Origin of the sequence: Halomonas sp. AOP7-B1-5 (assembly GCF_052353045.1) — a bacterium.
Taxonomy (GTDB): domain Bacteria; phylum Pseudomonadota; class Gammaproteobacteria; order Pseudomonadales; family Halomonadaceae; genus Vreelandella; species Vreelandella colorata.
On the sequence record NZ_JBQTDC010000038.1, the window covers coordinates 1 to 22,476 of the forward strand.

At 53.8% G+C, this 22,476-nt stretch carries 20 protein-coding genes and 1 tRNA gene; 10 read left to right on the forward strand and 11 right to left on the reverse strand.

What is annotated here, in order from left to right:
- Window positions 1-56: 56 nt before the first annotated feature.
- Complete coding sequence (locus tag ACT3XD_RS15885; RefSeq protein ID WP_192539030.1) at window positions 57-485, reverse strand: DUF3617 domain-containing protein; 429 nt, start codon at window positions 483-485, stop codon at window positions 57-59.
- Between the two features lie 177 nt (window positions 486-662).
- Here ACT3XD_RS15885 and ACT3XD_RS15890 point away from each other — a divergent pair, with 177 nt between their 5' ends.
- Window positions 663-872 carry a CPXCG motif-containing cysteine-rich protein gene (locus tag ACT3XD_RS15890; RefSeq protein WP_018916732.1) on the forward strand — a complete coding sequence of 70 codons (210 nt, stop codon included), beginning with the start codon at window positions 663-665 and terminating at the stop codon, window positions 870-872.
- A gap of 92 nt (window positions 873-964) precedes the next feature.
- Here ACT3XD_RS15890 and ACT3XD_RS15895 read toward each other — a convergent pair whose 3' ends face one another.
- From ACT3XD_RS15895 to ACT3XD_RS15910, 4 genes are all read right to left on the reverse strand, one after another.
- The gene (locus tag ACT3XD_RS15895; RefSeq protein ID WP_192539031.1) at window positions 965-1,804 is read right to left on the reverse strand and encodes an ABC transporter permease subunit; all 840 of its coding nucleotides are present in this window, start codon (window positions 1,802-1,804) and stop codon (window positions 965-967) included.
- Window positions 1,801-2,712 (reverse strand): ABC transporter permease subunit, encoded by a 912-nt coding sequence (locus ACT3XD_RS15900; protein ID WP_018916730.1) that lies wholly within the window; start codon window positions 2,710-2,712, stop codon window positions 1,801-1,803. Before ACT3XD_RS15900 ends, ACT3XD_RS15895 begins: the two co-directional genes overlap by 4 nt.
- A gap of 35 nt (window positions 2,713-2,747) precedes the next feature.
- Window positions 2,748-3,929: an ABC transporter ATP-binding protein gene (locus tag ACT3XD_RS15905; protein WP_192539032.1), complete on the reverse strand. Its 1,182-nt coding sequence runs from the start codon at window positions 3,927-3,929 to the stop codon at window positions 2,748-2,750.
- A gap of 95 nt (window positions 3,930-4,024) precedes the next feature.
- Window positions 4,025-5,128 (reverse strand): polyamine ABC transporter substrate-binding protein, encoded by a 1,104-nt coding sequence (locus tag ACT3XD_RS15910; RefSeq protein WP_018916728.1) that lies wholly within the window; start codon window positions 5,126-5,128, stop codon window positions 4,025-4,027.
- Between the two features lie 337 nt (window positions 5,129-5,465).
- On the opposite strand from ACT3XD_RS15910, the gene ahpC reads away from it, so the two are divergent.
- Both ahpC and ahpF read left to right on the forward strand, forming a co-directional pair.
- Window positions 5,466-6,029 carry an alkyl hydroperoxide reductase subunit C gene (ahpC, locus tag ACT3XD_RS15915; RefSeq protein WP_192539033.1) on the forward strand — a complete coding sequence of 188 codons (564 nt, stop codon included), beginning with the start codon at window positions 5,466-5,468 and terminating at the stop codon, window positions 6,027-6,029.
- A 214-nt stretch (window positions 6,030-6,243) separates the two neighbouring features.
- Window positions 6,244-7,800: an alkyl hydroperoxide reductase subunit F gene (gene ahpF / locus ACT3XD_RS15920; protein ID WP_192539034.1), complete on the forward strand. Its 1,557-nt coding sequence runs from the start codon at window positions 6,244-6,246 to the stop codon at window positions 7,798-7,800.
- A 121-nt stretch (window positions 7,801-7,921) separates the two neighbouring features.
- Here the strand turns inward: ahpF and ACT3XD_RS15925 are convergent, their stop codons facing one another.
- From ACT3XD_RS15925 to hemA, 6 genes are all read right to left on the reverse strand, one after another.
- Complete coding sequence (locus tag ACT3XD_RS15925) at window positions 7,922-11,101, reverse strand: Mur ligase family protein (protein WP_192539035.1); 3,180 nt, start codon at window positions 11,099-11,101, stop codon at window positions 7,922-7,924.
- Between the two features lie 311 nt (window positions 11,102-11,412).
- The gene (locus tag ACT3XD_RS15930) at window positions 11,413-12,162 is read right to left on the reverse strand and encodes a HesA/MoeB/ThiF family protein (protein WP_192539036.1); all 750 of its coding nucleotides are present in this window, start codon (window positions 12,160-12,162) and stop codon (window positions 11,413-11,415) included.
- Window positions 12,163-12,166: 4 nt separating this feature from the next.
- Window positions 12,167-12,667 (reverse strand): Lrp/AsnC ligand binding domain-containing protein, encoded by a 501-nt coding sequence (locus tag ACT3XD_RS15935; protein ID WP_018916723.1) that lies wholly within the window; start codon window positions 12,665-12,667, stop codon window positions 12,167-12,169.
- Between the two features lie 75 nt (window positions 12,668-12,742).
- On the reverse strand, window positions 12,743-13,591 hold the full coding sequence (gene prmC, locus ACT3XD_RS15940) for a peptide chain release factor N(5)-glutamine methyltransferase (RefSeq protein ID WP_192539037.1): 849 nt from the start codon (window positions 13,589-13,591) through the stop codon (window positions 12,743-12,745).
- Window positions 13,591-14,679, reverse strand: a complete 1,089-nt coding sequence (gene prfA, locus ACT3XD_RS15945; RefSeq protein ID WP_192539038.1) for a peptide chain release factor 1 — start codon at window positions 14,677-14,679, stop codon at window positions 13,591-13,593. Before prfA ends, prmC begins: the two co-directional genes overlap by 1 nt.
- Window positions 14,676-15,986 carry a glutamyl-tRNA reductase gene (gene hemA / locus ACT3XD_RS15950; RefSeq protein ID WP_192539039.1) on the reverse strand — a complete coding sequence of 437 codons (1,311 nt, stop codon included), beginning with the start codon at window positions 15,984-15,986 and terminating at the stop codon, window positions 14,676-14,678. Before hemA ends, prfA begins: the two co-directional genes overlap by 4 nt.
- A gap of 244 nt (window positions 15,987-16,230) precedes the next feature.
- Here hemA and ACT3XD_RS15955 point away from each other — a divergent pair, with 244 nt between their 5' ends.
- The 7 genes from ACT3XD_RS15955 (at window position 16,231) to pth (ending at window position 22,436) form a co-directional block, all read left to right on the forward strand.
- Window positions 16,231-18,024: a tetratricopeptide repeat protein gene (locus tag ACT3XD_RS15955; RefSeq protein ID WP_192539040.1), complete on the forward strand. Its 1,794-nt coding sequence runs from the start codon at window positions 16,231-16,233 to the stop codon at window positions 18,022-18,024.
- Between the two features lie 180 nt (window positions 18,025-18,204).
- Window positions 18,205-18,843 carry a lipoprotein insertase outer membrane protein LolB gene (gene lolB / locus ACT3XD_RS15960; RefSeq protein WP_225736253.1) on the forward strand — a complete coding sequence of 213 codons (639 nt, stop codon included), beginning with the start codon at window positions 18,205-18,207 and terminating at the stop codon, window positions 18,841-18,843.
- A gap of 63 nt (window positions 18,844-18,906) precedes the next feature.
- Window positions 18,907-19,758, forward strand: a complete 852-nt coding sequence (ispE, locus tag ACT3XD_RS15965) for a 4-(cytidine 5'-diphospho)-2-C-methyl-D-erythritol kinase (protein ID WP_192539041.1) — start codon at window positions 18,907-18,909, stop codon at window positions 19,756-19,758.
- Between the two features lie 30 nt (window positions 19,759-19,788).
- A tRNA-Gln gene (locus tag ACT3XD_RS15970) sits at window positions 19,789-19,863 on the forward strand.
- Between the two features lie 91 nt (window positions 19,864-19,954).
- A complete protein-coding gene (locus tag ACT3XD_RS15975; RefSeq protein ID WP_192539042.1) occupies window positions 19,955-20,896 on the forward strand; it encodes a ribose-phosphate pyrophosphokinase in 942 nt (313 codons plus the stop codon).
- A 96-nt stretch (window positions 20,897-20,992) separates the two neighbouring features.
- Window positions 20,993-21,628: a 50S ribosomal protein L25/general stress protein Ctc gene (locus ACT3XD_RS15980; protein ID WP_192539043.1), complete on the forward strand. Its 636-nt coding sequence runs from the start codon at window positions 20,993-20,995 to the stop codon at window positions 21,626-21,628.
- Window positions 21,629-21,854: 226 nt separating this feature from the next.
- Window positions 21,855-22,436: an aminoacyl-tRNA hydrolase gene (pth, locus tag ACT3XD_RS15985; RefSeq protein WP_192539044.1), complete on the forward strand. Its 582-nt coding sequence runs from the start codon at window positions 21,855-21,857 to the stop codon at window positions 22,434-22,436.
- Window positions 22,437-22,476: the final 40 nt, after the last annotated feature.

A 22,476-nucleotide genomic window follows, 5' to 3' on the forward strand; every position in this document is an offset into this window, starting at 1 on the left:
AGGGCGCCTCTTAAAGAGACGCCCTTTTCGTTAGGCAAAATACTTGTACGTACAGATTACTCGCAGTCGCCTACCCGCTCGCCTTCAATCGTGGTGTTCATGGTCAACTCACCCATGGGCGATTGCGTCAGAATATCTACGCTACCGTTGATTTGCTCACCCATAAAGCGCATATCGCCGTCGATAGTGGCTTCACCACCTTCGGCACGGCATACCATGCTGTAAGCAAGGCCATCGGCGTTCATATCCTGGTTAAGAAGCTCACAGCCTTCTTCTTCCTCGATAAAGCCGAACTCAGCGCCATCCAGGTCGTCCTGAGTAATACACTGGCGCTCGGTTTCCGTTTGATCCGGAATATCCATATCGCCGCTGATACTGGTCACGCTGACGAACTCCCACTCGCCTGGCGTAACATTGGGTGTTTCTGCCAAGGCGACCATCGGGAAGGCCAAAGCGGCCGCTACTGCCATGTTTCGTAACATCATCGTTTCTCTCTATAGCACTTAAAAAATAGTACTTAAAAAATAGCACTTGGAAATAGCACGTGGAAAACGGTACGTGGAGAACCGTTTACATCCTACCTGATTCATCACCACGATGCCCGGCTTCGCACCAGACTGCTACACTAGCGTCGAGTTTCAAACTGTTAAAGGTAGCTTCTTATGCACGATGACGCCTTAGTGAACCACGATTTTCACTGCCCCTATTGCGATGCCCCTTTGACCTTTGTCATCGACACATCCCAAGGTAGCCACGCCACCTGGGAAGACTGCCATCAATGCTGTGCGCCCATTCAGCTGGAAATTATCATCTCACCCATGACTGGTGAGCTTGAAGCAGTGCTCACCGGCCGTGATGACGATGTTTTTTGATGACCCTGTGTTTAAAGGGCACTGTTTTAAGGACTGTGTTTTAAGGACTCTATTTTTGATAGCCTTGTTTTGAAAAACAATGCTTTTTAGCGCTATGCGGCGTCTTCTTGGCGCTGGATGATTTGGCGCCGTTCGTTACGCCGCATCATGTACCAGGCCACAAACGTGGCCAGCGATACGGTCAAGATAATCAGCGTTGCCAGGGCGTTAATTTTAGGCGACACGCCCATGCGCACCGATGAAAACACGACCATGGGCAGCGTGTTCGCACCGGGCCCAGAGACAAAACTTGCAATTACCAGGTCATCCAGAGACAGCGTAAAGGCAAGCAACCAGCCGGCCGCCAGTGCAGGTGCAATAATGGGCAGTGTTACAAAAAAGAATGTTTTTAACGGCGGCGAGCCCAAGTCCATCGCGGCTTCTTCAATGGAGCTATCCAATTCGCGCAGCCGCGCGGCGACCACCACGGCAACGTAAGCACTACAGAAGGTGGTGTGCGCAATCCAGATAGTGCCCTCGCCGCGGTCGGCGGGCCAGCCTGTCAGCTGTGCCATCTGGACAAACAGCAATAACAGGGACAGCCCGGTGATCACTTCAGGCATCACCAACGGTGCGGTCACCATGCTGGAAAGCGCCGTTTTACCACGAAAATGGCCAAACCGGGTCATGACAAAAGCAGCCACCGTGCCTAAGCACACCGCCATGCTCGCGGCAAAAAACGCGATTTTCAGGCTCGTCCATACCGCTGAAAGAATCTGTTGATCCTGAAACAGTGCGCCGTACCACTGTGTCGAAAATCCTGCCCATACGGTAACCAGCCGTGAGGAGTTGAAGGAGTACACCACCAACACTGCCATTGGGAGGTAAAGAAACAGCAAGCCCACTATCAGCATTACCGTTGAAAAATGCGGACGCCGACGGACTGTACTCATTCTTCAAGCTCCCGAGACTGATAACGATGAAACCAAACAATCGGTATAAGCAGCATTAGCAACATGACCATTGCCAGCGCCGAGGCCACGGGCCAATCGCGGTTAAGGAAAAACTCTTCCCACAATACCTTGCCGATCATCAGCGTATCCGGCCCACCCAGCAGCTCAGGGATAACAAACTCCCCCACCGCGGGAATAAACACCAGCATGGAGCCTGCGATAATGCCGCCCATTGAAAGGGGCAATGTCACCTTGATAAACGTGTTGATCTTGCGTGACCCAAGGTCAGAGGCCGCTTCCAGAAGCGAGTTATCCAGCCGGGTCAGGTGAGCATAAAGGGGCAGTACCATAAAGGGTAAATAGGCGTAGACAATGCCAATCACGACAGCAAACTGCGTATTCATCATACGTAGCGGCGTGTCAATCAGGCCAAGACCTATCAGCAGATTATTGATTAACCCGCTGTTGCTCAAGATACCCATCCAGGCGTAGACCCGGATCAGGAAAGATGTCCAAGAAGGCAGCATCACCAAAAGCAACAGGATAAGCTGCCAGCGTGCCGGCGCGCGCGCCATGGCATAGGCCATGGGGTAGCCCAGCAGCAGACAGGCAACGGTTGCGATAAACGCCGTTTTCACCGATCCCCAATACGCGGCTATATAAAGCGAATCGGAAAGCAGGAAAAGATAGTTACCCAGGTTTAAAAAGACATGCAGAGTTTGGTCGGCATATTCAAGCAGCGGCCCGTAAGGGGGAATCGCCACAGCTCCCTGGGACAAGCTGATCTTCAATACCAGAGCAAAAGGCAGCAAAAAGAACAGCAAAAGCCATACAAGCGGAAAGGCAATGACCGCTCGGCGCCCTAGCTGGCAACGCTTAAGCAGAGCGACAACCTGAGATGGCATCATCTAAAGCAATCTCCTAATAGCCAGAGTAGGCAGCATCAGCGGTTCAACACGATGGCACTGTGATCTTCCCAGTAGACATACACGCTGTCTTCCCAGGTTGGCCGATCACCCCGCCGTTCGGTATTCGCCATACTAACCTTGATCAACTGGCCTTTGGTCGTGCGTACGTAGTAAAGCGAAAAACCGCCCAAGTAGGCAATATCATCAACTTTACCTTCGGCCCAGTTATAGTCGCCCGTGGGTTTTTCCCGGGTCAGCCAGATTTTTTCAGGCCGCAGCGCTGCCCATACCCGCCGATCAACCGCCTGGGTAGTAATCCCGTGGTCGATATAGATAGGGCGTTCAAGATCAGGAGATACAATCTGGCAATGATCGGCGGCGTCTTCCACAATCTCGCCTTCAAACAGATTCACGGTCCCTACGAATTCCGCCACCATGCGGCTAGCCGGGCTTTCGTAAACATCCACGGGCGAGCCGACCTGCTCGATCCAACCGTCAGCCATAATGGCCACGCGGTCGGCCATGGTCATGGCCTCTTCCTGATCGTGGGTCACCATAATGCAGGTCACGCCTACCTGCTCAATAATTTCGACCACTTCCAGCTGCATTTCGGTACGCAGCTTTTTATCCAACGCGCCCATGGGCTCATCAAGCAGCAGCAGTTTTGGGCGCTTGGCCAGGGAGCGCGCCAGCGCCACCCGCTGGCGCTGGCCGCCTGAAAGCTGATGCGGTTTGCGTTTGGCAAAGCGCTCCATATGCACCAGCTTCAGCATCTGAGCAACGCGCGCTTCCACCTCAGCTTTGGCAAGCTTGTCCTGCTTTAACCCGAATGCGATATTTTGTGCCACGGTCATATGTGGAAATAACGCATAGGACTGAAACATCATATTAATCGGGCGCTTGTAAGGCGGCACCGCCGTAATATCGTTACCGCCGAGCAAAATACTTCCTTCCGTGGGGGTTTCAAACCCAGCCAGCATACGCAAAAGCGTCGACTTACCCGATCCAGACCCGCCTAAAAGCGCAAAAATTTCGCCGCGCTTTACCTGTAAATTTACGTTATCTACCGCCAAGGCATCGTCAAAGCGCTTACATAAGCCCTTAACCTCAAGCACGATGTCTTCTGCAAACCGTGGCGTTTTCCCCTGAGAGCGCTGTACTGATGAAGCGACCGAGGAATCCGTTAACGGTTCGTTCGATAGGGGCGTAGTGACCATTCGCCACTCCCATCAAAAGGCCCGGAAAGCCGGGCATTAAAAGATGAACAGCGAGCCAGGCGCATAGGCCTGACTCGCTGTCGGATGAGGTTTGATTAACGGCCAGACTTTACACGGTTCCAGATACGCGTACGAATGCGCTGTACCGGCTGCGGCATATCAATGGCCACGTACAGGTTCTTCATGACCTCGGTTTCCGGGTAAACCGCTGGGTTATTCAGAATTTCTTCTGGCAGGTAAGCATCAGCCGCTGCGTTAGGATTGGCGTAGCTTACGAAGTCCGTAATTTCAGCGGCAATTTCGGGGTCTAAAATAAAATTGATAAAGGCGTGGGCGTTCTCTACGTTGGGCGCATCGGCTGGGATAGCCATCACGTCAAACCACAAGGCAGCGCCTTCTTTGGGAATGCTGTAGGCAATTTCAAAATCCCGTCCCGCTTCTTCAGCCCGCTCAGCAGCCTGGAAAACATCGCCAGAATAACCGCCCGCGACACAGATATTGCCATTGGCAAGGTCGGATACGTAGCGTGAAGAGTGGAAGTAGGTAACATTATCACGAATAGCCGCAATCACCTCGCCACCCGCTTCAAGGTCTTCGGTCTTTTGGCTAAGCGGGTCCAAGCCCAGGTAAGCCATCGCGGCAGGAATCATTTCTTCGCCGGTATCCAGCATCGAAATACCGCAGCCTGCTTCATTCAAGGCGGAGGTGATTTCCGGATCAAACAGCATTGCCCAACTATCTACCGGTGCATCATCGCCAAGAATTTCTTGAATACGCTCAACGTTATATCCAAACCCGTTGGTACCCCACATATAAGGCACGGAGTATTCGCCATCGGGATCAATAGCTTCAAGATTATCGGTTAACTCGGTATTCAGATTTTCCAGATTAGGCAGCTGTTCTTTGTCCAGCGCCTGGTACACTCCGGCTTGGCGTTGACGGGTAAAAAAGTGCGTTGAAGGCACTACCACATCATAACCCGAACGACCCGCTAACAGAGCAGCGTCGAGCGTTTCGTTGCTGTCATAAACATCATAGGTAACATCAATACCCGTGCGCTCAGTAAATTTCGCAAGCGTTTCAGGGGCAATATAATCTGACCAGTTATAAACCCGCACCTCATCGGCGTGAGCGAATGTCGCCGCTGCGGCAAAAGAAACGGCCGCAACGGCCCCAGAAAGTTTGTGAATGTTCCCCATTATCCAGCTCCTCATTATTCAAAAACAGTATCATCTAGATTGACGCCAGCCATAAGCCACTCGCATTAGCGTAGGCCTTTCTACTGAACGTGCGAATTTTGCGACGCAGCGACCTCTATCGCAAGTCAATGTGAAAGATTCTTGCATTATAGTGGCGTTGCCCCCACTTCAAGAACAGCGCAGCGAGATTGACCTGCGCAACTATTGATCTGACCGACGCAATTATAGTAGAAGCCTATCGAACATATGGCATTTTCCAATTTTAGCTATTAGTCGAAAGCGCCTACTATGGTCAACATCTTTTCACCCCCACTCAACAGACCCGGAGATAACCTGAATGTCTTTGATCAACACCGAAGTAAAACCGTTTAAAGCAACTGCCTATCTTAACGGCGAATTCATTGATGTCACCGAAGCTGATCTTAAGGGTAAATGGTCTATTTTCTTCTTCTACCCCGCTGACTTTACGTTTGTTTGCCCCACAGAGCTGGGCGATCTGGCCGATAACTACGACGCTTTCAAAAAGCTGGGCGTAGAAATTTACAGCGTTTCCACCGATACCCACTTCACGCACAAAGCATGGCACGACAGCTCTGAAACTATCGGCAAGCTGCAGTACCCGATGCTGGCTGACCCGACGCTTCAGATTTCACGCAACTTTGAAGTGCTGATTGAAGAAGCTGGCCTTGCTGAGCGCGGCACCTTCGTTATAGACCCGGACGGTAAAGTTCAGATCGTCGAAATCAATGCAGGTAACATCGGCCGTAACGCTGAAGAACTGCTGCGCAAAGTGAAAGCCGCTCAGTACGTTCGTGAAAACCCCAACGAAGTTTGCCCGGCCAAATGGAAAGAAGGTGAAGAAACACTCGCACCGTCTTTAGACCTCGTTGGCAAAATCTAAACGGCGAACACTGCCGCTAACGCTTAACAGCTGCTAATCATTGGCGCTGGTTAGTAAGGCGGTACAACACCCGGGTAGTTCTTGCCCGGGTGTTTAAAAAAAACGCTATCTGCTCTCCCTTTGGAATACCTTGGCGCTGTGGTATTTACACACGCAGGTTAGACGCGCCTGTCGGTTGAGAGCAATTTTTACAGATTACGAGGAAATCACTGTCATGTTGGACGCCAATTTAAAAAACCAGTTGAAAGCTTATTTAGAAAAAGTGACTCAACCGTTCGAGATCGTTGCGTCCCTCGATGACGGTGCCAAGTCACGTGAACTGCTGGGCTTGTTAGAAGATATCAACGGCCTAAGCGACAACATCACGCTAAAAACTGACGGCCAGGATAGTCGTGCCCCTTCGTTTGCGATTAACCGGCCCGGTGAAGAAACCGGTGTGGTGTTTGCAGGCATCCCCATGGGACACGAGTTTACCTCGCTAGTCCTAGCACTGCTGCAGGTCGGTGGTCATCCGCCGAAAACCTCTGATGAGGTGCTTAACCAAATCAAGGCGCTCGAAGGCGACATGCTTTTCGAGACCTATTACTCGCTTTCCTGCCAGAACTGCCCCGATGTGGTTCAGGCGCTTAACCTCATGGCGATCTTTAACCCCAACGTTCGCCATGTGGCGATCGATGGCGCGCTTTTCCAGGATGAAGTGGAAGAGCGGGAAATCATGTCGGTGCCGAGCATTTACTTAAACGGCAAACCGTTTGACCAGGGCCGCATGACCCTTGAGCAAATCCTGGCCAAAGTAGATACCGGCGCTGCCGAGCGCGATGCGAAAAAGCTCAGCGAAAAAGCCGCTTTCGATACGCTGGTGATCGGCGGTGGCCCGGCAGGCGCAGCGGCCGCCATTTACTCGGCGCGTAAAGGGATTAACACGGGCATTGCTGCAGAACGCTTTGGCGGTCAGGTGGCCGACACCATGGGTATCGAAAACTTTATTTCGGTAACCCATACCGAAGGTCCGAAGCTGGTTAGCGCGCTTGAAGAGCACGTCAAAGAGTACGAAGTCGACGTGATGAACCTACAGCTAGCCAACGCTTTTAAAGCAGCAGACACCGAAGGCGGGCTTCACGAGGTAACCTTTGCGTCGGGCGCCAAACTTAAAAGCAAAACCTTGGTACTCGCAACCGGCGCACGCTGGCGCGAAATGAACGTTCCCGGTGAACAGCAGTATCGTAACAAGGGCGTTGCTTACTGCCCGCACTGTGATGGCCCCTTGTTCAAAGGCAAGCGCGTAGCGGTTATCGGTGGTGGCAACTCCGGCGTTGAAGCAGCGATTGACCTGGCCGGTATCGTAGATCACGTCACCCTGGTCGAATTTATGGGTGAAATGCGTGCCGATGCGGTACTCCAGAAAAAGCTTAAAAGCCTGCCCAACGTGGATGTCATCCTGAATGCTCAAACCACCGAGGTAACGGGTGATGGCAGCCGCGTTAACGGCTTGACCTATAAAGATCGCAACACCGATGAGACTAAAAACATCGTGCTGGAAGGGATCTTTGTCCAGATTGGCTTGGTACCCAATACCGAGTGGCTGAAAGATTCGCCGATCGAAATGACACCGCGCGGAGAGATCATTGTCGATGCCCACGGCATGACATCGGTTCCCGGCGTGTTCGCCGCAGGCGACGTCACCACGGTACCTTACAAGCAGATCATTATCGCCATGGGAGAAGGTGCTAAAGCATCACTTGGCGCGTTTGATTACCTGATTCGCAACTAATCATTAAGACCGGGTAGTGAGCACCACTACCCTCCCCCTGTTCTTATTGATAGTAAGTGCTTTTGACGCAAAAGACTGTGACGTCACGCCCGCTGCATAGCGGGCTTTTTTTGCGCGCCTATTACTCTGCAAGCGCTTTGGCCAGCTGGCTCAAGCCAAACTTGTTAGACCCTTTAAAGGCAATCCAATCACCGGCTCGCAGCTCAGCCTTAAGCGCTGTCTCAAGCGATGATATATCGGCAAAGTGAGCAACTCGTTCGATATGCGGTTTGAGCGCTTCAGCCACCGTATGCATCTGCTCGCCCAATAGCCATACCGCCTGTGCGCCGCTGTCGACGATGGGCTCGACCAGCGCCTGATGATAGCGGTCACTGTCCGGACCAAGCTCTCGCATATCGGCAAGCACCAGATGCTTATGACCTGGCGATGTAATACCCGCTACCCGCGCCAGCATGGCGCTCATGGAGAGCGGATTGGCATTATAAGCGTCGTTTAGCACAGTAATCTCACCGGCTTGCCAGCTCACCAAGCGCTCTCCCCCGCGTCCTTCGGGTATCACGGCATGATCAATGAATGGCAAAGACGCCTGCACAGGCAGTTCCAAGGCATTCAAAACGCCCAACGCTGCCAGCACATTCATAACCCAGTGGCTGCCTTGTCCCTTATAGCCAACCTTGATAAGCGAGCCGTCAAGCGCTATCTGTAGTGCGGTTTTCTGCTCCGGATTCAGCCAGCGAATATTTGCCTCAGGATGCTGCCCAAAAGAAAGTATGTTGAGTCCATATTTTTCTGCCGCGGCGGAAACCGTTGGCCAGGCGTCCATATCCCGATTGATAATGGCGTACGCCCCAGGCTGCATGCCTTCAAAAATGCGGCTCTTGCGAATCGCCACGTTTTCCACCGTTTTGTGATACTCAAGATGGCTCGGCCCGGCGTTCAGAAAGACCGCGACGTCGGGGCGGGTAAGCGCTGCGTTCTGGCGCATACGGCCAATGGCCATCTCGATGATCTGAAAAGGCGCCTGCCAGGGTACAGAGGCCAAGGTCCAGGCGATACCGTGAGGCAGGTTAGCACTATGCGTGGTCGCACCCACCTGCCCCCATGGGCTAAGCAGCGCTTGCAACAGGCTGATACTGCTTGTTTTACCCGCGCTGCCGGTCACGCCAATCACCTTGCCCGTTAACTGGCGGCGCGCGTAGCGCCCCAGATCCAGTACCGCTTCATTGAGATCGGCCACCTGATAAACGGGCACACCGTGCGCATCCAACAGTGCTTTATTAGAGGGCGACTGGGTCAACAAAAGCTGGGGCTTGTAAGGCAGCCGGTCAAGCAGCAATGCAGGTACGCCCAGCTTACCCTCCTCAGCTCTTACCACCGTCATATGCCCAGGCGCCATAGTAAGCTGGGTAAAGCTTAGACCCGTAGCTCGCCAGTTAACTGATGATGGCCTCTTTAGCCACTCCCCAGGCGTAGCCTGTTGTAAATCTATTGCCTTCCAGTTATCGGCACTCACAAAACAGCGCGCGACTATATTGCCGGCTGTCAAAGAGCGCGGCTCAGGGCGCATCTTCTCCACCGGAGTGCCTTTCAATTGGGCCTGCACACTATCGGCATTCAGGTAGTGCTGCAAAAATGCCACAAAGCCCGACAAGTAGTGTTCAACATCATCAATGCGTACACGAAAACTGTGATGGCGAATAAAAAAGCTGCCTACGATACGCTGGGGGTTTTGAAAGTACATGGCGTATTCAGGCCAAAAATGCCCGTTAAGCAGATAGTGCGCACGGGTTTCTAATGCGTGATAGAAGCGTTTTAGATTGATTAGCTCAAGCAGATGACGATACTCCGCCTGCTGCTGCAAGCGGGTGATCATCTTATGCGCGGCCATCATGAGCTCAAGCAGAGTGGGAAAGGTGGTAATCCGCTCTTCTACAAACGCCAGATACCCGGCCACGTTTTGAATACCAAACCGATAATAACGCTCTTCAGGCCGGTAAAGCGTCAGCTCATTAACACAGTAACTCAGCCAGTGGTCGTGGGCCTTCCAGTGCTGCTTAGCGATAAAGTATTCAAAGGCTTTTTCCACTACCGCAAGCCAGCGATCATCCTTGGTTAAACCGTATAAGCGCATTAAACCAAACGCGGCTTCACCGTCGTAATAAATAATCCGGAAGGCATCTTTAACGCTTAAGTCGGTTGCGTTAAGCACGTGCGTAAAACCGCCGGTGGCAGGATCTTGCAGTTGGCGAATGCCGAGGGCTATCTGTTCCATTAAAGGTAAATAGCGCTTGTCTTGGGTTAACTCGGTGTATTTGCTGAGTGCCAGCAGTGCGACACCGCTGCCGCCCAGCTTGATTTCATGATTGACCTCGACCAGATAAGTAACGCTTTCCCCTTTATGCTCCCAGGTACGCAGCAGTTGCGTGGTCAAATAGTTAAGCGCTTTATCAATGGCACCTTTAAGTGTTTCGCTGCGCGTAACTTCCCAGGCTTCCAGCATGCTGTAAATACTGCTGGTGTGGCGCAGGGTATTATAGGTATTGATTTCACGGTCAAAACACGGATGTAAGCCATAAACGAACTGCCCATCGCTTTGCACTTGAGCAGCCAAAAACTGGCTAGCATCGTCGATTAGCGTGTGCGCTGTCGGCGCGTCCAACGGCTCAATCATTCGCCGACCGGTGTGGCGCCCCTCTTTTCCTCCCGTATGCTCGTAAAGTCGCAACGGTTTTTTCCCTGCTTCTATAAATAGTGCCTGCGTAGTGAACGTATACACGGGATGATCGGGCGTAAAATCAAGCGCTACGCTCTTTCCATAGCGTTTTCTTGCATAGCGGGAAAAGTTGTTTTCGTTGACGTGCGCATGGGCCACCTGGCTACCAGCATAGAGCATCGCGTTTGCATTTAGCTCTTGCTCAAGGAAGGCGATATTGCCCTGCGGATCTAAAGCGATACCTTTACGAAAATAGTTACGCTTATACTGCTTAAGCACTACCGCTAACGTCTGCCAGGTATGCGCTTCAAGTTGGTTGGCCCAGTCAACTCTTAACCAGCGCACATTTTGGGTGTTTGCCGCGTAATGCTGTAACTTCTGCGTGAGGGCTAACCAGATATCTTCCAGCTTGTCCCCGCTTGCATTAACAACGCTTGCACGTTGAGCGCCATCGGTCAGCGATATAAACACATGTAACGTTTGGCCGGGCGGCTCGTTTTTTAATGCTTCATCAAGTGCCTGGCGGGCAGCTAGCAGAATTTCACTCAGAGGCATTGTGGGTACGTTGGCTGGCTCGGATGGAAGCATTGATGCTTTAGGCACCTGCAATGCAGGTTTAGCTGACATCTTTTTATGTCTGCGCTGTGCACGTTGCGCCAATTTTAAGCTTTTCGAGCCGAACGATTTCGCCATCTGACGTTCCTTATTGCTTGCCGTTTACACCGTTAAAAGTAGAGCACACAAAGGCTTCGCCTTATAGCCAAGCAAAGCGAACAGCTTACCAGCAGAATACTACATCATGGCTAATGAAGAAGAGGCGCCCACAACGTTTAGTGAACGCTCTAAGAGGGAGGATATAGCAACCAATAAAACATTAACGTGGGAAGTAGATCATTACGTTAAGGCGCACAAACAGAACACGCCGGGTCACGCGGTACCTTAAAGTGCCGCCATTGACCACACAGACCGTCAAACGTAGAAAGCCCCTGATGGGTTTGCCCTGCTCCACTAAGAAGCTTAAAAGCTTCCACAGCCTGAAAGCAGCCGATCAACCCAACCAGCGGCGCCATCACCCCACTTTCAGCACAGCTAAGCGCCTCGTCCCCCATATCGTCCGGCGGATAAAGGCAGGCATAGCAGGGGCTGTCAGGGTCACGAGGGTCGAATACGGCTAGCTGCCCTGAAAAACGGATGGCGGCGCCTGAGACTAACGGAACCCCTGCTTTTTGCGTGGCGGCATTAATCGCATAGCGGCTGGAAAAGCGGTCGGTACAGTCCAAGACCACATCGGCAGAAGCTACTAGCTGCGCCAACGTATCACCGTCTGCGTATTCTTCAATCGCCATAATATGGCATTCAGGGTTAAGCGCCTGCATGCTCGCTTTGGCAGAAGCCGCTTTATTATCTCCAATGCTTGCCTGCTGATGGGCAATTTGGCGCTGCAGGTTAGATAGTTCGACCGTATCGGCATCGGCAATCGTAATTTGTCCAACGCCTGCCGCGGCTAAATAAAGCGCTACCGGGGAGCCTAGCCCACCTGCTCCAATAATTAATGCATGGGCGCGACGCAAGCGCTCCTGCCCTTCAATATCCACTTCTGGAAGCATAATCTGGCGGCTATAGCGCAGCAGCGCCTGGTCATCCATCATCGGGTTATTTATCCTCAAATTCATCGAAGTCAGGCACATGCAGACTAAAGCTTTCTTTAACCTCTTCCATGACCACATAACTCTTGGATTCTTTAACGCCGGGTAGAGTCAGCACTACATCCCCCAACAGCTGGCGATAAGCAGCCATTTCCGGAATGCGGCATTTCAGAATGTAGTCAAACTGACCGGAGACCAAATGGCACTCCTGAATTTGCGGCAGTTTTTCCACGGCACGCCGAAATTCATCAAACACAGCGGGCGATTGAGTTTCCAAACTGATTTCCACAAAGACCAGCAAATTGGCTTTCAGCGCCTGCGGGTCAAGAATTGCCTGGTAGCCCCGAATAACGCCCGCCCGCTCCAGCCGTTTCACACGCTCCAGGCAAGGGGTTGTGGATAACCCAACCTCGGATGCCAGATCCACATAGGAAATCCGTGCATTCTCTTGCAGGCAGCGCAGTATTTTAAGATCGATTCGATCCAGCGTTCTATTTTTAGGTTTCATGGCAGGATCCATTGCTGATGAATCAGGCGATTAGTAAAGGCGTTTCAGAAACGGCTTTGTACAATAATAACCGAGTTAAATTTTTCCCAGCGTAATCCGCTCATGCCCACCCAGGTCGCGCACACTTTCAACGTTTTGATAGCCCGCCTGGCTAAGCGCTGCGCGCACTTCGGCCGCCTGACGATAGCCATGTTCCAATAATAGCCAGCCCGAGGGAGCCAAATACTGCGGCGCCGTGACTATTAAATGCGCCAGATCCGCCAAGCCATCGGCATCGGCCACTAAAGCACTCATCGGCTCAAAGCGCACATCGCCAAGGCGCAGGTGCGGGTCATCAGCCGCGATATAAGGTGGATTGCTGACAATCAGGTCAAATCGTTCAGCGGGAGCGCTGGCTTGTTCAAAAACGCTAAACCAATCGCTCTGCATAAATTGCGCATTGGCAATATTCAAGTGCGCAGCGTTGGTTTGGGCCAGGGCAACGGCCTCAGGGCGAAGATCGACGCCCACCACCTGCCACTCTGGCTGTTCACTTGCAAAGGTAAGCGCAATGGCGCCGGTACCGGTGCCTAAGTCCAGCAGTCGCCCGGTTTTCGAGGTGACGCGGTTGAGCGCCGCTTCTACCAGTGTTTCCGTATCTGGCCGGGGGATTAGCGTATCAGGCGAGGTCGCTAACCGCAGCCCCCAAAACTCGCGCTCACCGGTTAGGTAAGCCACCGGTTGGCCCTGAGCACGCGCAGCCACCAAGGCATCAAAGCGGGCATGCTCCCAGGATGGGCAGTCACGGTCGCCCCAGGTATAAAGCCATGTGCGGTCACGCGCAATGACATGCCCAAGCAGCACTTCGGCATCCAGACGTGGGGACGTCGACCCGGCGGCTTTCAAGCGTATAGCCGCTGCCTGCAATAGCGCATCAAAGGTCATTACGCGTCCTGAAGCGCCGAAAGCTGTTCAGCTTGATACTCATGAATCAACGGCTCGATGACGTCATCTAACTGCTCGCCGCTAACCACTTCATTGAGCTTATAAAGCGTCAGGTTGATGCGGTGATCGGTAATCCGCCCTTGTGGGAAATTATAGGTGCGGATACGTTCGCTGCGGTCTCCCGAGCCCACCAGCGAGCGGCGGGCATCGGCCTGCTCCTGGCGCTGGGTGTCAACGGCATTGCGTTTCAGCTTGGCAGCCAGCAGCGACATGGCTTTCGCGCGGTTTTTATGCTGGCTACGCTCTTCCTGACACTCAACCACAACGCCGGTGGGCAAGTGGGTAATCCGGATGGCCGAATCGGTGGTGTTAACGTGCTGACCACCGGCACCGCTTGAGCGGTAGGTATCAACGCGCAGATCCGATGATTTGATATCGATATCGCTGACGTCGTCGACTTCCGGCATCACCGCCACCGTGCACGCTGAGGTATGAATACGCCCCTGAGACTCCGTCGCCGGCACGCGCTGCACCCGATGCGCGCCCGACTCAAACTTCAGACGTGCGTAAACGCTATCGCCCTTCACACGGGAGATAACCTCTTTATAGCCGCCATGCTCGCCGTGGTTAGCACTGACGATTTCCACGCGCCAGCCGCGCTTTTCAGCGTAGCGGGAGTACATACGAAATAAGTCACCGGCAAAAATAGCCGCTTCATCGCCTCCGGTGCCTGCGCGCACTTCCAAAAACACGCCACGGCCGTCATCGGGGTCTTTAGGCACTAACAAGCGTTTTAGCTCAGCGTCCAGCATCTCGAGCTGCTCGCGGCCTTCGCTAATTTCCATTTCAGCCAATTCGCGCATATCAGGATCATCATCCCGACTTAACTGCTCCGCCGCCTCGATATCGTTTTCTACACTGCGATAGCGCTGCCAGGCCGCCACAAGCTCTTCAAGCTCAGCGTACTCACGTGAATAATCGCGAAAGCGCTGCTGATTATTAATGACCTCAGGTTCAGACAGCAGCATCGCCAGCTCTTCAAAACGTTCAGTAAAGCTGTCGAGACGTTGGCGCAAGGTATCTTTCATGCGGGCGTATTATCCTTCTGACGGTTAGCCTTGGGCGCGGTTTTTTCAAAGGCAGGTTTAACAGGCAATAGCAGGCGCGGCGCGGCGTCTAGCAGTTCATGGTGCTCTTGTGAGGCCGCATCGCGTATTGCCTGGGTAGGTGCGTGCATTAAGCGGTTGGTCAATTGATGGGCCAGGCGCTCAATCACTTTAGCCGGGTCTTCGCCACGTGCCAGACGCTCTAGCGCCTGGTCACGCGACTGATCACGCAGGTTTTCGCCGTGCTGGCGATAGTCACGAATCAGTTCACCACCGTTACGAATGCGTTTTTCATGCTGCCAACTGCCGACGCCATGCTCAATCAGCGACTCTGCCTGATCAGCCGCGACCTGACGATAGCGCATGTTTTCTTCGATGACTTCTTCCAAATCATCGACCGTATAGAGAAACACATCAGCAAGCTCACCTACTTCGGGCTCGATATCGCGCGGTACGGCGATATCCACCATAAAGACCGGGCGATGGCGACGTTTTTTGAGTGCGCTTTCCACCATCCCCTTGCCCAGAATCGGTAGGGGCGATGCGGTGGAAGAAATAACGATATCAGCCTCTTCCAGCGCGGCCGGAATTTCAGGCAGCGTAATCGCCTTACCGCCCAGCTTGGCGGAAACCAGCTCGGCACGCTCGCGCGTCCGGTTAGCCACGGTAAGTTCGCGCACGCCAGCTTCGTGTAGATGACGGGCTACCAGCTCAATAGTTTCGCCAGCCCCGATCAATAACGCCCGGGCACGGCTGAAGTCATCAAAAATCCGGCTGGCCATACTTACCGCGGCATAGGCTATAGATACCGGATTTTTGCCGATTCCGGTTTCCGTGCGCACCTGTTTGGCAACAGCAAACGTGTGCTGAAAAAGTCGCTCAAGCTCGCCGCCCAACCCTTGCATTTCACGAGCCTGCTGATAAGCGTCTTTCAACTGGCCGAGAATTTGCGGCTCGCCTAGCACCATGGAATCAAGCCCAACGGCCACACGCATTAAATGGCGCGCGGCGTCGTTGTCTAGATAGTGGTATGCACAGCGTGTCAGCTCATCAATACTTAAATTGTGAAAGCGGCTCAGCCATTCAAGAACAGCTCGCTCACCGGCAGCATCCGTTACACAATAGAGTTCAGTGCGGTTGCACGTTGAGAGCACTGCGGCTTCACTGATTTGTGGCAAGCCACGCAGTTGCTCCAGCGCGTTTTGTAACTGCGCCGGAGTAAAGGCTACCTGCTCGCGTACATCCACGCTGGCAGTACGATGGTTGATTCCCAGGGCAAGAAGCGTCATGCGGTATGCGTCTTCGCTAGTGGTTCGGTCGTCACGTCGCTATCGGTCTTGAAGTGTCGGTGTTTTACGTCTTACGCTGACTAACATAAGCCTTGGCAGCGGCTCTGAATACTCAATTGCGCTTACCTGCCTGCCTTTCAAGGCCAACTATTCTATCACAGCACACCAACATCTGGCGCACACCACTTTGCCGCAGCCAGTCAAGCCGCTATGCTGAGCATTCGGCCACTTAAATGAGAGACGCATGCCCTTTCGCTCACTATTATCGGGTTCGCCCCTGCTGCCCCTGGCCGCCACCGTGGTACTTCTGAGCGGCTGCCAGTCATCGTCCACTTTTCAAGGCGGCTCGCCCAGCCTGTTGTCAGGCGATCCTATGCGCTCGGCACCGCCCATTACGCATGGGCTGGATGCCGAGGGGTTGCGCACTCTGCTTGCGGCGGAGCTTGCGGGCCAGCGTGGCGATTATCGCTACGCCAGCCAAGGCTATTTACAGGCATCACAGCGCTATAGCGTGCCGGCATTGGCAGAGCGGGCGGCGTTTGCGGCGCGTTTTGGCGAAGATATGGCGCTAATGGAGGCGTCTGCCCTGCGTTGGCGTGAATTGGCGCCCCAGGCAGAAACGCCCAACCGGCTGCTAGCGTCGATCTCTCTACAGCGGGGTGACTGGCTGGATAGCCTGGAGCAGCGCCTGGCGATTACCCAAGGTGGAGGCAATGGCGAGCTAACCGCCTTTGCCGAGTTGGCGGTGGCTGAAAGTGGCACTAACAGTAATACTGCTCCGCTGAGCTTGCTGGCGGGGCTACTGCGTGAACATCTCGCCCAGCCAGGCGCCGAGCAGCTTGAATACCATAGCGATGCTTTACTGGCCACTGCTCTGTTTGAGGCGGCATTGGGCAATACCCGCCAAGCGCAAACACACCTGGACGACGTTGCCCAGCTTGAGCCGGAATCCGCCGCGCTGTGGCTTGCCCAGGCGCGACTGGCACTTGAGGCCGGTGATGTACAAACTGCCAGACGAGCCGCTCAAAAGGGCCTCAGCATTGCTCCTGACGAAGTACGCTTCATCTTGCTGCTAGCTCAGGCCGAAATTCGTTTAAACAACATCGCTGCGGCAGAAGTTCAGACCAATGCGCTGCTTGAAAGCCATGGCGGCAATCAGGAGCTACGCCTGGCGCTTGCCCAGCTCTATCTGGAAGAAGGCCACAGCGAACCCGCGTACCGCCTGCTGCAGCCACTTATTGGTCAGGATAACGTTCCCAACTTTGCCTATTACTTACTGGGCGGCATCGCCCAGTCGCAAGGCGATATTGATAACGCCCTACTTTATTATCGCCAGGTAAGTGAAGGCAGCGAGTTCTTACCTGCCCGAGCCACCGCCGCTAAAATGCTGATTGAAGATAACCGGCTGATCGACGCGCGGGCTTTTTTGCGCATCGAGCGCATGCGTTATGAAAATTATTTTGGCGATCTGGTGGCCCTTGAGGTTCAACTGCTTGATGAAATGAATCAGCAGGAAGAAGCCTCGGCACTGCTTGATCGTGAGCTGACCCGCACACCGGATGATATTAACCTGCTTTATTTGCGGGCGATGCGGTCCTGGGAAACCGGCAACCTTGCGGGCATGGAGCAGGACCTACGTAAGCTATTACGCATTGAGCCCAATAACGCCAATGCGTTAAATGCCCTGGGCTATACCCTGGCGGATCTTAACCTGCCCGGCCGTCTCGAAGAGGCCCGCATGCTGATCGAGCGCGCCTACGAAGTAGCCCCGAACAACCCGGCCGTACTCGACAGCATGGGCTGGATTCACTTTCGGCTTGGCAAACCCGACGAAGCGCTTGCCTGGTTAGAAAGCGCCTACCAGCAAATGCCTGATCAGGAAATTGCCGCGCATCTGGCTGAAGTATTACACGCCCTAGAGCGTAGCGATGAAGCCCGCGATATAATCAGCCGGATTATGCAAAGAACTTCTCAGCACCCGCTGATTGATGACTTACTTGAGCGCCATCCTGAACTAACACCTGCAGGCGCGCCCTAAAGCGAGCGCGCCTTTTTTACGATCCTGCTTGAAATACTGTTTTAAGAGCTATTTTTTTAAGAACTCTTGTTTTAAGAAACACTGTTTTAAGAACTGTTATTTCAAGAACTGTTGTTTCAAGAAATATTGCTTTAATACGCTTATCCAGCACCCCTTCAACACTTTGACATGGAGCCAGTTATGTTGACCACAATGCCCACCTTAAAGCGCCTTACCACTGCAGCACACGTTTCACGGCTATGGATTGCAAGCCTGGCCCTACTGCTGCTCGCTGGCTGCGCCGCCCAAGCCCCCATGGAAGAAGGTGGCCGTCAGGCAGGCCAGTGGGAGCGCCATCAAGCGGATGTAGAGGCTTTTGACACCTGGACATTGATTGGCAAAGCAGGCCTTCGCACACCGCAAGAGAACCAGAGCGCCAATCTGGACTGGAGCCAGCACCCGCACTATTTCCGCATGCTAATTAGCGGCCCCTTCGGCGGTGGGCGCAGCGTGCTTGAAGGCCGCGAAGGCCGCTTCTCACTCACCACCGGTGAAGGCCGCTTTGAAGCAGAAACGCCCGAAGCGCTGATGGAAGAACAGCTCGGCTGGTCATTGCCGGTTAGCGCTATGCCCGACTGGGTGCGCGGTCTGCCGGGTGATCACGCAAGCTTTCAGCTGGAAACCGATGAGCTGGGCTTCCCCCTTCATATTGAGCAGGACGGCTGGGAAATCGACTACCGCGACTGGAACGAAATTGAAGGAATGTGGCTACCGCGTCGCCTGGTCATGAACTATGACGATGTGCGCATTACCCTTGTCGTTAACGAGTGGCGCTCTTAAGCTTTCCATCTATAGTAATTAGCCCAAGTAGCGATTAGCCCAAGTCACCGTGAGCGAGCTTGAATGTCTGCTTCTTTAACACTGCCAGCCCCTGCGAAGCTCAACCGTATGCTGCATATCGTGGGCCGTCGTGATGACGGCTATCACGAGCTTCAAACGCTGTTTCAAATAATCGATGTATGCGATCAGCTCACGCTAACCCTGCGTGAAGATAGCGAGGTTTCGCTCACCACGCCTGTCAATGGCGTGGTTCACGAGGATAATTTAATCGTCCGCGCTGCCCGCCTGCTGCAACGTTCAAACGGCACCTCCCAAGGGGTAAACCTGGCGATTGAAAAGCAGCTCCCCATGGGGGGCGGGCTGGGCGGGGGCAGCTCTAACGCGGCAACCGTCCTACTTGGCTTGAATAAGCTGTGGCAGTTGGGGCTGACGCGGGAAGCATTAGCCAAGCTGGGGCTGCAGCTTGGTGCGGACGTTCCGGTATTTATTCATGGGCACAGCGCCTGGGCGGAGGGTATTGGTGAGAAACTCACGCAGGTCACTATCGACACCCCCTGGTTTGTGATTATCCATCCGCAGGTTAGCGTCTCAACGCCCCTGATCTTCCAAGACCCGGAATTGACACGCGACAGCCGCCCCATTACTATGGCGCGCGCACTGCAGGGGGGAGTGCCTGAGTGGCGTAACGACTGTGAGGCTATTGTTCGAAAACGCTATCCGCCTATCGCGGAAGCGCTTGACTGGCTCGCACAGTATGCACCTAGTCGGCTGACCGGTACTGGCGCCTGTTTGTTCGCTGCTTTTGAGTCCGAAAAAGCAGCGCAAACAATCGCTGAATTGGCAGGTCAACGCTGGCCGACGTGGGTCGCACGCGGACTCAACACCTCTCCCCTACAAGATGCTCTGGGCTGCTGAAAGCGCCCGGTCATCGCATTAGGTTATTGCTGGGGTATCGCCAAGTGGTAAGGCACCGGTTTTTGGTATCGGCATTCCCAGGTTCGAATCCTGGTACCCCAGCCAACTTAGTCATTAGAAACCTAGTTGTCAGATATGGCCTAAGTATGATCTGCGTTTTCTCCCCTGATTCCAAACACTGCAAAGGTGGCTGCGCGTGTCAAAATTGATGGTTTTCACCGGGAATGCCAATCCCGAACTCGCTCAAAAGATTGCCGAGAGCTTAGACAGCCGCATGGGTAATGCCACGGTTGGTCAATTTAGCGACGGCGAAATCGCAGTCGAGATCAATGAGAACGTGCGCGGTAAGGACGTGTTCATCCTCCAGTCCACCTGTGCACCGACGAATGACAACCTGATGGAGCTGATCCTGATGGTCGACGCACTGCGTCGTGCCTCGGCGACTCGCATCACGGCGGTGGTGCCGTACTTCGGCTATGCCCGCCAAGATCGTCGCGTTCGTTCCGCCCGCGTACCTATTTCCGCTAAAGTGGTTGCGGACATGATGGTAAAAGCCGGCGTTGACCGCGTGATGACCATGGACCTGCATGCCGATCAAATCCAAGGCTTCTTCGACGTACCGGTAGACAACGTCTACGGCTCGCCAATTCTTCTGGATGATATCGAGCGCCAAAACTATGCAGACCTGGTCGTGGTCTCTCCCGACGTAGGCGGCGTAGTACGTGCGCGCGCCATCGCCAAACAGCTTAACGCAGACCTTGCGATTATCGATAAGCGTCGCCCCCAGGCCAACCAGGCCCAGGTAATGCATATTATCGGCGAAATCGAAGGCCGCACCTGTGTCGTTGTCGACGACATGATCGACACCGCCGGCACGCTGTGCAAAGCCGGTGAAGCACTTAAAGATCATGGCGCTGCACGCGTCGTGGCCTATGCTACACATCCGATCTTGTCCGGCCCAGCCGTTGACAACATCACCAACTCTGTACTGGATGAAGTTGTCGTGACCGACACTATTCCGCTTGCCGACCATGCGCGTCGCAGTGGAAAAATTCGCCAGTTGAGCGTTGCCGGCCTGATTGCGGAAGCTATCCGCCGGGTTAGTAACGAAGAATCTGTCAGCGCGATGTTCCACTAACCGCCTGACGATATAGCCCCCTTCTGGGGCCTTGGAAACGTCGTCGTCTGGTCGCGGTCGGCGGCGTTTCCTTACTTAAACCAAGAGGCAAATTACATGTCTGATTTTATCCTGAAAGCCACCGTTCGTAACGACCTGGGGAAAGGTGCGAGCCGCCGCCTGCGTCGTGCGAACCAAGAAGTACCGGCCGTTATTTACGGCGGCGAAAAAGGCGCGCAATCAATCTCTGTAGAAAAAACTGCTTTTTACAAAGCGATTGAAGACGAAGCTTTCTTCTCCTCAGTAATCAAGCTGGTTATCGAAGGCAAAGAAGAGCAGGTAGTGGTACGTGATCTTCAGCGTCACCCCTTCAAGCCGCTTCTGACCCACGCTGACTTCCTGCGCGTTGACGCTACTCATGAAATCACCATGAACGTACCGCTGCACGTGACTGGCGAAGAAAAATGTGTGGGCATCAAAGACCAGGGCGGCGAACTGCACGTACTGGCCAACGAAGTTGCCATCAGCTGCTTACCGAAAGACCTGCCTGACTACCTGGAAGTTGATATTTCAGCGGTTGAGCTGGGCACGACTCTTCACCTGTCCGATCTGACTCTGCCGAAAGGCGTTACCTCCGTTGACCTATCTCACGGTGAAGAGCACGACAACGCCGTGCTGAGCATCACTAAAGTGAAGGTACGTAGCGAAGAAGAAGACGAAGGTGAAGACGAAGAAGGTACCAGCGCTGAATAAGCCTGATATCAGTACGCAAAGCCATAACGGCTAACACGTACTTTGCTTGGGCCATGCCTGCATGGCCCAAGAATGATAAGATCAAGCGCTTCGGCGCTTGATTTTTTTTGCGGCTTGCCTTCCTGGCAACCGCCCTTCGAGCCGCTTTTGATGCGACGCCAAAAATTTCTACCGGAAACTTTTTTGAGGTAGCTAATTTGGAGGTAGCTAATTTGGAGGTAGGTAAATGAGCCAGGTAACGGCCCTGATAGGCCTAGGCAATCCCGGCGCCGAGTATGACGCCACCCGCCATAATGCGGGCTTTTGGCTAATTGACGCCATTGCGCGCAGCGCCCATACCGAACTACGCCCGGAAAAGAAGTTCCTTGGCCTTTATGCCAAGGCACGCATTGGCGACCATGAACTTCATCTGCTCAACCCGACTACATTTATGAACCGCAGCGGTGCCGCGGTAGCAGCGCTTACCCAGTTTTTTAAACTTGCCCCTGAAAACCTGCTGGTCGCTCACGATGAGCTCGACCTCCCTCCGGGGCAAGGACGCTATAAAACAGGCGGAGGCCACGGCGGCCACAACGGCTTGCGCGATATCATCAGCGCGCTGGGCAATCAAAAGCAGTTTCATCGCATCCGTATCGGCATCGGCCACCCCGGTGAGGCACGCCAGGTTACCAACTATGTACTTGGCCGCCCCGGCAAAGCCGAACAGGAAGCGATCGACCGCACCCTTGACGAGTGCCAGGCCACGCTCCCTCTTGTACTAGAAGGCGACTGGGCGAAAGCCATGAACCGCCTGCATAGCGTAAAATAGCTAACACTGATCTTTTTTCACTTTAGGCCAGCGCTGGATA